This window comes from Mucilaginibacter gracilis, assembly GCF_003633615.1.
GTDB lineage: Bacteria > Bacteroidota > Bacteroidia > Sphingobacteriales > Sphingobacteriaceae > Mucilaginibacter > Mucilaginibacter gracilis.
This window is the reverse complement of record NZ_RBKU01000001.1, coordinates 4137635-4148809: the sequence shown is the minus strand read 5'-3', so window position 1 is coordinate 4148809 and position 11175 is coordinate 4137635. Positions and strand designations below refer to the sequence as shown.

Sequence of the window (11175 nt, the reverse complement as noted above, 5' to 3'; positions counted from 1 at the left end):
ATCTGCCAAAATTATGCAGAACGCCGTTGCTAAAAACTGACGAAAATCACCTTTTTATCTATTTCAGATCATTTTTTAGCCAGCCATATTCCCGCAGTTTTGGTTGCTAAACCAGTATTGTAAAATGAAGCAAAGCGCAACACTTGAAAAAACCACCTGTTACCATTGCGGCGACGAATGTTTAACTAAGGCCTACACTATTGAGGAAAAGCATTTTTGCTGCCACGGCTGTGAAAGTGTTTACCACATATTATCACAAAATAACCTGTGCAGCTATTACAATTACAACGATCATCCGGGTGCTACGCGAAACCGTACCGATAAACGATTTGCCTATTTAAACGAGCCCAGCATTTTAAGCAGTTTGCTTGATTACAGCGACGGGCAAATTAGCATTGTAACGCTTTATATCCCTCATATTCATTGCAGCTCGTGTTTGTGGTTGCTTGAGCAGCTAAACAAAATCAACCCGGCTATACACTATTGCAGGGTTGATTTTTTAAAGAAACAATTGAATATCCGTTTCGACCATCAAAAACTGAGTTTGCAGGGCCTGGTTGAGATATTATATGATATTGGCTATGAACCACTAATTAGTTTGCACGATATTATTAAAGAGCAAAACACAACAAATGCAGATAAGCTGGTACAAAAAATTGCAGTAGCAGGCTTTTGCTTTGGCAATGTAATGCTATTGAGTTTTCCCGAATATTTTGGGCTATCGGTTTACGAGCAAACGTTTAAACACTTTTTTGGCTGGCTCAATATTTTATTTGCCTTACCCGTGGTTTTTTACAGTGGCAAAGATTATTTTATTTCGGCCTGGCAAAATTTAAAGGCTAAGGTACTGAGTATAGATTTTCCGCTGGCCTTAGGTATAGCAGTTTTGTTTTTACGAACAGTGGCAGAGGTGTTAACCGGCACCGGCGCCGGTTTTGCCGATACCCTTTGCGGCCTGGTTTTCTTTTTACTGGTGGGGAAATTTGTTCAGAAAAAAACCTATCATCACCTGTCTTTCGAGCGCGATTACCGCTCATTTTTCCCGGTAGCTGTACATTTGATTAATGGCAACCAAGAGCAGCCCATACCGTTATCGCAATTAAATACCGGCCATCGTATTATTATCCGTAACAACGAGATTATTCCGGCCGATGCTATTTTATTAAAAGGTGAAGCCCTGGTAGATTTTAGCTTTGTAACCGGCGAAACGCTCCCGGTAACCAAAGTACTTGGCGAAATTATTTACGCCGGGGGCCGCCAAACCGGCTATGCCATTGAAATGGAGGTTATTAAACCCGTATCGCAAAGCTACCTTACCCAACTTTGGAACAACGAGGCCTTTAAGCGCCATAAAGATACCCGCATACAAACCTTTAACCAACGGGTAAGCAAGTACTTTACCATTGTTTTGCTGGCCATTGCTATTGGCTCGTTACTGTTTTGGTTACCAACAAGTGTTACACGCGGCCTCTCGGCCTTTACGGCTGTGCTGATAGTGGCTTGCCCCTGCGCGCTGGCCCTGAGCACGCCTTTTACCATGGCTGCCGCTTTGAGCGTTTTTGATAAAAACCTGTTTTATTTAAAAAACACCAGTGTTGTAGAACAGATGGCCGGGATTGACACCATAGTGTTTGATAAAACCGGAACCATTACTACCCGCGAAAACACGCAGGTGCAAGTACCGCCAAATTTAACTGATGAGCAAAAACAGCTAATTTACAGCGCATGTATAAACTCCGCACATCCTTTATCTGCTATGATATGCCGGGAACTGGCCGGTGTTAAAAAACACGTGCCAACGCTTTACTTTGAAATAGCCGGTAAAGGCATACTGGCTACCATTAACGGGCATAAGTTGCGGATAGGTAACTCCGCTTTTGTGCTTAACCAAACCGAAGTTAACGCAGATGTAACTAAAGTTTATGTGATGGTGGATGAGCATTATCTGGGTTATTTTGCGCTGTTGCACCAATACAGGGGCGGGTTAAACATTATATCACAGCTAAAACAAGCCTATCAAACGTATCTCCTCTCGGGCGATAGAGACCATGAACGCAACGCTTTGCAAACCTTTTTTGTTGAGCCGGGCCACATGCTGTTCAATAAATCGCCGCAAGACAAACTGGATTTTATTGACTTGCTACAGCAACAAGGTAAAAAAGTAATGATGATTGGCGACGGCGTAAACGATTCGGGCGCGTTGCAACAAAGCAACCTGGGTATAGCCATTACCGACAATGTAAACAACTTTACCCCCGGCAGCGATGCCATACTCGACGGAAAATCGTTTGATAAGTTGCCCGCCTTTATGCGTTTTTCTAAAGATGCCGTTAACATCATTCATCTATCTTTTCTCATCTCGGTAACTTATAATGTAATTGGTTTAAGCTACGCCGTTACCGGTATGCTTTCGCCGCTAACGGCAGCTATTTTAATGCCGGTAAGTACGGCTACTATTATTTCATTCACCAGTATAGCTACACATTTCGCAGCTAAAAAACGTAAATTAAAATGAGCATTATTTATTTCTTAATCGGGTGCAGCGTTTTGCTTGCCCTGGCATTTTTATCCGCTTTTTTTTGGGCGCAAAACAGCGGCCAAAACGACGATCTATACACACCCTCGGTGCGCATATTGCTTGACGAGGACAACGATATCGAACAAAAGTGACAATAGTCACGCTTTTGTATAACACGCGTCATTCTCTCATCTATTACATCACCATAATTTTACAGCCATAAACAATCACAATTTTATGCAGCCCGAAAAATTTTACTATGACAATAAAATCGTCCGGAATTTTGGTATAGCTACCGTTATCTGGGGGATTATCGGCATGACGGTTGGACTGATCGTTGCCATACAGTTATACCACCCAGCGGCAAATATGGGTAACCAGTACACCACCTATGGCCGTATACGCCCGCTACACACCAACGCCGTAATATTTGCCTTTGTGGGCAACGCCATATTTATGGGTGTTTATTACTCGTTACAACGGTTACTTAAAGCGCGCATGTTTAGCGATGTATTAAGCTACATCCATTTTTGGGGATGGCAACTCATTATTGTTTCGGCAGTAATTACCCTGCCACTTGGCTTCACAACATCGCACGAATATGCCGAGCTGGAATGGCCGATAGATATTGCCATAACGCTCATTTGGGTGGTATTTGGTATCAACATGTTTGGCACCATATTTAAGCGCCGCGAAAGGCACCTTTATGTAGCCATTTGGTTTTACATTGCAACCTTTGTAACTATAGCTGTTTTGCACATCGTTAACTCTGTTGAGCTACCGGTTTCGGCCTGGAAAAGTTACATGGTTTACGCCGGCGTGCAAGATGCTTTGGTACAGTGGTGGTACGGGCATAACGCGGTAGCCTTCTTTTTAACCACACCCTACCTGGGCATGATGTATTACTTTTTGCCTAAAATGGCAAACAGGCCCATCTATTCGTATAAATTAAGTATTCTGCATTTTTGGGCGCTCATTTTTATTTACATCTGGGCGGGCCCTCACCATTTATTATATACCACCTTGCCGGGATGGGCGCAATCGTTAGGTGTAGCATTTTCCATTATGCTCATCGCGCCAAGCTGGGGCGGTATGATAAACGGGCTGTTAACCCTGCGCGGCGCCTGGGACAAGGTGCGAGATGATGTTACCTTAAAGTTTATGGTTGTTGCACTAACCGCCTACGGTATGGCAACCTTTGAAGGGCCTATGCTATCGTTAAAACAGGTAAACAGCATTGCCCACTTTAGCGATTGGATTATTGCCCACGTACACGTTGGCGCCTTAGGCTGGAACGGCTTTTTAACATTTGGTGTTTTATACTGGCTGATACCACGTATTTATAAAACCGATTTATTTTCGAAAAAACTGGCCTCCTTTCACTTTTGGATAGGCACGCTGGGCATATTGTTTTATGCTATACCCATGTATTGGGCCGGCTTTACACAAAGCCTGATGCTGAAAGAATTTACACCCGAAGGCTTGTTGAAATACCCCAATTTTTTAGAAACAACCTTGCAGATATTGCCCATGCACATTATGCGCTCGGTTGGTGGAGCAATGTATTTGTTGGGTGTAATTGTAATGGCTTATAACCTTTGCCGTACAGCTTTGCAGGGCAAACTGGTAGCTAACGAAGCCGCCCAGGCCATGCCTTTAGCACCCATTGAAACCGTGGCCAGAGAAAGCGAGTGGCACCGCAGGCTGGAGCGTAAGCCAATACAAATGCTTATTGCCGCTTTGCTGGTAATTTTGATAGGCACTTTTATTGAGTTGATGCCAACCTTAACCATATCATCAAACATACCTACTATAGCCGCTGTTAAACCTTACACCCCGCTGGAGTTACAGGGCCGCGACCTGTATATTAGAGAAGGCTGCTCAAACTGCCATTCGCAAACAGTGAGGCCTTTTAGATCGGAAACGGAACGATACGGTGAGTATAGCAAGGCGGGTGAGTTTGTTTACGACCATCCCTTTTTATGGGGCTCAAAAAGAACCGGCCCTGATTTGGCCCGCGAAGGTCAAAAATACGGTAACGCCTGGCACTATAATCACCTGATGGACCCCAGGTTAATGTCGCAGGGAAGCATTATGCCAAATTACGATTGGCTGATTACGCAAACATTAGATACATCGCTTACCAAAGCAAAAATTAACGCTATGCGCAAGTTAGGCGTTCCGTACCCTGCCGGATATGAAAATATAGCCAATAACGATTTGGATAAGCAAGCCAAAGCAATTGCAGACAACTTGTACACAGACCATATTAAGGTTAAAAAAGACAAAGAGATTATTGCCCTTATTGCTTATCTGCAACGTTTGGGTACCGATATTAAAGCAAATAAAACAGCCAATAAATAAAAAGAAATCATGTTTAAGCAATTTACAGAAAACATTAACGCTAACCAGGCCTACCTGCTTTTCTCCCTGGGTATATTCTTTGTATTTTTTATTGTGGTAACCGTTTTGTTGATCCGTACGCGGAAACAACATGTAGAACACATGAGCGATTTGCCACTGCAAGACAGTTATACCGATTTACCACAATCCATCTAATCATGAATTACAAAAGGATCATATTATTATCGGCTTTATTTTTAACAGTACAGCCGGTTATGGCGGCTAACGATACGCTTATTCCGGCTGATGTGCGGGATTATCTGGGCTACGGCCTCATTTCAATAACCTTGCTGTTATTTATTGCAGTATTGTTGGTGATGCTCAAAACTTTCAGAATATTAACCAGGGTAGTTTTTAAATATCAGGGTACAACCGAAGAAGCAATAATTGCAGCCGAAAAGGAAGAAAAAGCAGCAAAAAAAATAGTTAAACCCAAAGTAGAGGTATGGAATAAATTACTTTCGTTAAGGCCGTTAGAAGAAGAAAAGGACCTGCTCATTGCTCATGATTATGACGGCATCCAGGAACTGGATAACCCTATACCGGCTTGGTTTATGTACCTGTTTTATGGCACCATTATTTTTGGCATTTGCTATTTGCTTACCTACCACGTATTTGGCTTGGGGCAATTACAATACGACGAATACAAAACCGAAATGGCGCAGGCTGATGTTGCAAAAAAAGAATACCTGAGTAAAGCTGCCAATTTGGTTGATGAAAACTCGGTAAAATCGTCGTCAGACCCGGCAGTGATTAGCGCTGGCCAAGCCATATTTACCCTACGTTGTGCACCATGCCACGGCGACCACGGCCAGGGCAATGTTGGCCCCAATTTAACAGACGATTATTGGTTACACGGAAGCAAAATTAACGACCTTTTTAAAACCATTAAATACGGTGTTTTAGCAAAAGGTATGCCCACCTGGGAAAAACAATTATCGCCAAGGCAAATAGCCGATGTAGCCAACTTTGTAAAATCAATACATGATACACACCCGGCGGGTGCCAAAGCCCCGCAAGGCGTTTTAGAAAAAGAGGAATCAAATAAACCGGCTTCAAAATAAAAACATGACCGACGCAACACTGGATAATAGGGAGGGCAAGCGAAAATGGATGTATCCGCTTTTACGTGCAGGTATTTATTACAAATGGCGCAGCGCCATTAGCTATGTTTATTTAATCTTCTTTTTTGCCGGGCCTTTTTTGCGCATCAATGGGCAGCCACTGTTGTTACTCAATTTTATGGACAGGCAATTTGTCCTGCTGGGCCAGGTTTTCTGGCCCCAGGATATTTTTTTATTCGTTTTGGCTACACTGGTTTTTTTGGTTTGCGTAGTACTGTTCACCATTGCATTCGGTCGAATATTTTGCGGCTGGATATGCCCCCAAACCATATTTATGGAGATGGTTTTCCGCAAGGTAGAAACATGGATAGAGGGCGATGCCAACACGCGTAAAAAACTAGATGCCGGACCGTGGACTAACAACAAAATTTATAAAAAAACAGCAAAGCACATTGCATTTTTACTCATTTCGTTTTTAATAGCCAATACCTTTTTGGCCTATCTCATTGGTAGCGCTTCGTTAATCAAAATCATCATCGAGCCTGTTAATTTGCATTGGGTTGGCTTTTTCAGCATCTGGGTATTTACATTTATTTTTTATGCCGTTTATAGCCAGGTGCGCGAGTTGGTTTGTACAGTTATTTGCCCCTATGGTCGTTTACAAACCGTATTGATTGATAAAAATACGTTGGTAGTTGCCTATAATGATGTGCGTGGCGAACCTCGCGGAAAGCTTGAACGTAACCCCAACCCTTTAAATTTAAAGGGCGACTGTGTGGATTGCGGCTTGTGTGTATCGGTTTGCCCTACCGGCATAGATATTAGAGAAGGTACGCAATTGGAGTGCATTAATTGCACCATGTGTATTGATGCCTGCGACGAGGTGATGGATAAGATACACAAGCCCCGAAACCTGATTGGCTTTTATTCGGAAAACATGATCCACTCCAAACAAAAGCCATCTTTTACCGCCAGGATGAAGGGGTACACGGCGGTTATTGTTGTAATGATAAGCGTTTTAAGCTACTTTATTTTGAGCCGGAGCGATATGAATATAACCGTAATGCGTGGCGCGGGCATGTTGTATCAGCAGCAAACCGGCGGCTACATCAGTAATATTTACAATGCCGAGGTTATCAACAAATCAAACACAGCTAGAGACTTTGTAATTACAACCAACGACCCGGCAGTTAAGATAAAATACATACAGGCACCGGGCAAAGTTGCTGCAGGTGGCTCGGTTAAAATGATGTTTTTTTTGATGGTGCCAACGGCAAATATTCATACCCTTAAAACCGACATTAAATTAAACTTAACACTTAACAATAAAGTATTACAAACTGTAAGCGCCACGTTTGTGGGGCCAACTAACGATTAAAACTATGAATTGGGGAAAAGGAATTGTTACCGGGATGCTTGTTTTTATACTTTTTATTTTGAGCATGTGCATTTACATGTTTACCACACCGCAAGACGAATACGACCATCAGTATTACGAGAAGGGTTTAAACTTTGACCAGGATTACAACAAAGAAATGCAGGTTACCAAAGACAAAGCCCGCCCCCTGGTTAAAATAAACGGTAATTTTTGCAACATCGGTTTTATTGAACCGGCCATTGGTACTGTTAAGTTCATCAGGCCATCCAGCCAGGCTATGGATAAAACAATAGCGCTCAATACGCAACTCGGCAACAGCGCCCAGGTTTCCGTAAAAGATTTGGTTAGCGGCAAATGGAAGGTGATTTTGGAGTGGAAAAGTGCCCGCAAAGCCTATTTGTATCAACAAGATGTTACCATTCGATAATAATGAACAGTAACGAGATCGCATTTTTTATTGGCCTTTTTGGAAGCATTCATTGCATAGGCATGTGCGGGCCGTTAGCCTTCGCCATTCCGGTTTCCAATAACAAATGGTGGCTGGTTGTGTTTGATAAAGTAACCTACAACATTGGCCGCTTGCTCAGTTATACCTTTTTGGGTGCTATTATAGGGTTGCTTGGCAGGCAGCTTTGGCTTTTGGGCGCACAACAAGGGCTAAGTTTTATAAGCGGCCTTTTAATTATTATGGCAGGTTTATCGCGTTTGTTTAAGGTAGGTTTTGCCAACAATTCAAGGTTGGCCAGGTTGTTATCGCCCATTAACCGGCTTATTGTTTACGCGTTGCAGCACCGGGCGGGGCATTTAATTATTGGTGTGCTCAACGGGTTTTTACCGTGTGGTTTTGTTTACCTTGCGCTGCTTGGCGCAGTAAATACTCCTTCGCCAGCCAGTGCTGCACAATATATGTTTTGGTTTGGCCTGGGCACCTTCCCATTAATGCTATTGGCCACATTAGGCTCGGGCTTTATAAGTGCAGCGCTGCGCAGGCAGATAAACCGCGCCATACCCTATTTTATGATATGCCTGGGTTTTTGGTTTATCATTCGCGGCATGGAGCTTAATATACCCTATTTAAGCCCGGCAAAAGGCCAGGTAAACGTATGCCATTAATTACCTTAATTTTATAATATGCTGCCTACTCGTAATTTGCCTGGGCAGATTTATCTGTTATGCTTTTAATAACATCATCAAGCTCGTTTGCCGATTGCTGAAGATACGTTATCATCACTTCGCCATCATTATATTTTTCGCTGATAAGGGGTATTAAGCCCAATATGCGCGCCAGCGGCGATCTGATAACGTGTGACTGTATCCAGGATATTTCTCTAATTTTTTCGTTCTGGTCTTGTAAATTTTGATTGAGAACCATTAATTGGCTCTCGGCCTCCTTTCGGTGCGTTATGTCTTTAAAATAAACCGATAACCCGTTTTCCGACGGATAGGCACTCACTTCAAACCAGCGGTTAAGTGCCGGATAAAAGTCTTCGAAATGTTCGTTTTGAGCACCAACCATCGCCTTTTGATATTTATTAAACGACTCTGATCCCACCGACGATGAAAACACGGCCCACAAATTTTTATTCAAAACATTAACCCTATCGATTTCCAGTACTTTTTCGGCCATATTGTTCCAATAGGTTACCGTCCAGTTGTTGTCAACCGCAAAAAACGCGTCGCCTATACTTTCTAAAATAGTATTCTTTTCTTTTAACGAAACCGTAATCTCTTCGGTGAGCTTGCGCTTTTGTTCCTCCTCATTTTTAGCCTGCGTTATATCGCGTTCAATAGCTATAAAATGAGTGCTTTGCCCTGCGCCATCCTTCACGGCACTTACCGAAAAGTTGATCCAAAACTCATCACCGTTTTTTTTATAATTAACGGTTGTAACTTCACACGGCTCCCCTTTTTGTAACGCAACGCGTAACCGTTGCAACTCAATTTTATCGGTTTTTGGGCCCTGTAAAATACGTGGGGTTTTGTTAATCATTTCTTCGGCACTATAGCCGGTCATCCTAGTAAATGCTTCATTTACGTAAACTACGGCGGGGCCAGGCTCATCAAGCGGAGAAACCTTTGTAATTAAAACAGCGTCGGTTGTATTGGTTATAACGGATTCTAACAATCGCAGATGCTTCTCTTCGTCTTTGCGCTGCGTAATATTCCGTATAAAAATTGATAACCCGCCATCAGCTGGGTAAACCCTGTTTTCGTGCCATAAATTAAGCGGCGCATAGTAATCCTCGTTGCAAACATATATTTTTTCGGTAAAGGCGGTGTTTATAGCATCCCAGGTTGGGGTGCGCACGCCATCCGGAAAAATGTCACCTATACTTTTGCCCACCATTTCAACTTCTCCCCAACCAAATATTCGCAAAATTTGCTTATTTGCATAGGTGCAGCACAGGTTTGCATCAAGAGCTATAAAGCCGTCGGGTATGTTTTCGAGCAGGTTTTCAATTTGACTGTTTTTTTCAACAATCTTCATTTCTGCCTTTCTAATATCCGTGTAATCACATACTAACGAAAAAAAGCCTTTTACAACGCAGTCCCGAATATCGGGCACATACTGTGTATGCGCGTAAATAGTTTGATTATCCCCTTTATAAAACGAGCGATAAAATTTTTGAGGCGCACCTTTTAAAACAGCCCTTACGTAAGGCTCGCAATTTGCATATTCGCCGGCGTCCATTAACTTTTTTTTGTGGATGCCTTTTACTTCATCGGCGGTTTTGTTATACCAATCGAGCAACATTTTATTGGCAAATAAACACTGTTCGTCGGCATCCCAATAGGTTATCATTGCCGGCAAATTACCGGTAATTGTTTTTAAAAAACGTTCGTTAGCTGCTATACGTTCTTCGTTTAATATGCGCTCTGTGATGTCTGATCGGATGGCGATATATTGATAAGGCTTACCCTGGTTATTAACAAAAGGCACAATAGTAGTTTCAACCCAATAATAAGTACCGTCTTTGGCTTTGTTTTTTAAGGTACCTTTCCAAATTTTACCATTTGCTATGGTTACCCACAAATTTTGAATATAATTTTTTGAGTGGTGCGACGAATTAATAATACGATGGTCGTGCCCTATTAACTCCTCGCTGTTGTATTTGGATATTTTGCAAAAATTATCATTAACGTGTTGAATAATCCCCTTCTGATCGGTTACGGCCACTATGGCCGATTCATCCAAAGCATACTTGTAAGCCGAAAGTTCGCCTATGGTTTGTTTTAGTAATATTTCGCTTTCTTTTTGCCTTGTAATATCATGAAAATCGCAAACTATTGCGTTTATTCCATCCTCGTGCAGCATATTTGTATACGTACACTCCAGCCAAATATAATGCCCTGCGTAATGTTTAGACTGAATAATGCAGGTTTTAGGAATGCCGGGGCTTAATAAAACATCCGCAAGCAACTGGCTCACCATTGCTTGATGGGATGGATGAGTAACTTGCTCAATAGTGACGTTTGCTCTCTCAATATCGTTCCAGCCACCTATGCGCTCGGCAGAGGGGCTTCTGTAAAATATTTTTAAATTTTTGTCAAGTAAAGTTATACCCGAATAACTGTTCTCTATTAGTTTTTTGAAATGAATATCGTCGCGAATAGTTTTTTTTATCGCCAAAATCATTCTGTTGGTCCATACACTTAATAACGGAAATTGGCTATAGCAATTACCGTTATTAAATTTAAGTATTATTTAACGGGCACAGCCTAATTTCGCTTTAATATTAACGTTAATATAATTTGAGCTTTTCGAAATTAAAACACCACTAACTTAAATAAATTGCTTGTATCGTTATACT

General features: G+C 42.1%; 9 protein-coding genes. 8 read left to right on the top strand and 1 reads right to left on the bottom strand.

All coding sequences use genetic code 11. The features are described from left to right. Nucleotides 1–124: 124 nt before the first annotated feature. From BDD43_RS18435 to BDD43_RS18400, 8 genes are all read left to right on the top strand, one after another. Nucleotides 125–2515 carry a heavy metal translocating P-type ATPase gene (locus BDD43_RS18435; protein ID WP_121199055.1) on the top strand — a complete coding sequence of 797 codons (2391 nt, stop codon included), beginning with the start codon at nucleotides 125–127 and terminating at the stop codon, nucleotides 2513–2515. Continuing rightward, complete coding sequence (gene ccoS, locus BDD43_RS18430) at nucleotides 2512–2670, top strand: cbb3-type cytochrome oxidase assembly protein CcoS (protein ID WP_121199054.1); 159 nt, start codon at nucleotides 2512–2514, stop codon at nucleotides 2668–2670. The genes BDD43_RS18435 and ccoS overlap by 4 nt, the downstream gene beginning before the upstream one ends. 85 nt (nucleotides 2671–2755) lie before the next feature. Continuing rightward, nucleotides 2756–4882, top strand: a complete 2127-nt coding sequence (gene ccoN / locus BDD43_RS18425; RefSeq protein WP_121199053.1) for a cytochrome-c oxidase, cbb3-type subunit I — start codon at nucleotides 2756–2758, stop codon at nucleotides 4880–4882. 9 nt (nucleotides 4883–4891) lie between these two features. Then, nucleotides 4892–5077 (top strand): hypothetical protein, encoded by a 186-nt coding sequence (locus tag BDD43_RS18420; RefSeq protein ID WP_121199052.1) that lies wholly within the window; start codon nucleotides 4892–4894, stop codon nucleotides 5075–5077. 2 nt (nucleotides 5078–5079) lie between these two features. Continuing rightward, nucleotides 5080–5985 carry a cbb3-type cytochrome c oxidase N-terminal domain-containing protein gene (locus BDD43_RS18415; protein ID WP_121199051.1) on the top strand — a complete coding sequence of 302 codons (906 nt, stop codon included), beginning with the start codon at nucleotides 5080–5082 and terminating at the stop codon, nucleotides 5983–5985. 4 nt (nucleotides 5986–5989) lie between these two features. Further along, nucleotides 5990–7363, top strand: a complete 1374-nt coding sequence (gene ccoG, locus BDD43_RS18410) for a cytochrome c oxidase accessory protein CcoG (RefSeq protein WP_121199050.1) — start codon at nucleotides 5990–5992, stop codon at nucleotides 7361–7363. 4 nt (nucleotides 7364–7367) lie between these two features. Continuing rightward, complete coding sequence (locus tag BDD43_RS18405) at nucleotides 7368–7790, top strand: FixH family protein (RefSeq protein ID WP_121199049.1); 423 nt, start codon at nucleotides 7368–7370, stop codon at nucleotides 7788–7790. Nucleotides 7791–7792: 2 nt separating this feature from the next. After that, on the top strand, nucleotides 7793–8476 hold the full coding sequence (locus BDD43_RS18400) for a sulfite exporter TauE/SafE family protein (RefSeq protein ID WP_121199048.1): 684 nt from the start codon (nucleotides 7793–7795) through the stop codon (nucleotides 8474–8476). A 25-nt stretch (nucleotides 8477–8501) separates the two neighbouring features. On the opposite strand, the gene BDD43_RS18395 is transcribed toward BDD43_RS18400, so the two are convergent. After that, on the bottom strand, nucleotides 8502–10994 hold the full coding sequence (locus BDD43_RS18395) for a PAS domain S-box protein (RefSeq protein ID WP_211339695.1): 2493 nt from the start codon (nucleotides 10992–10994) through the stop codon (nucleotides 8502–8504). Between the last annotated feature and the right edge of the window lie 181 nt (nucleotides 10995–11175).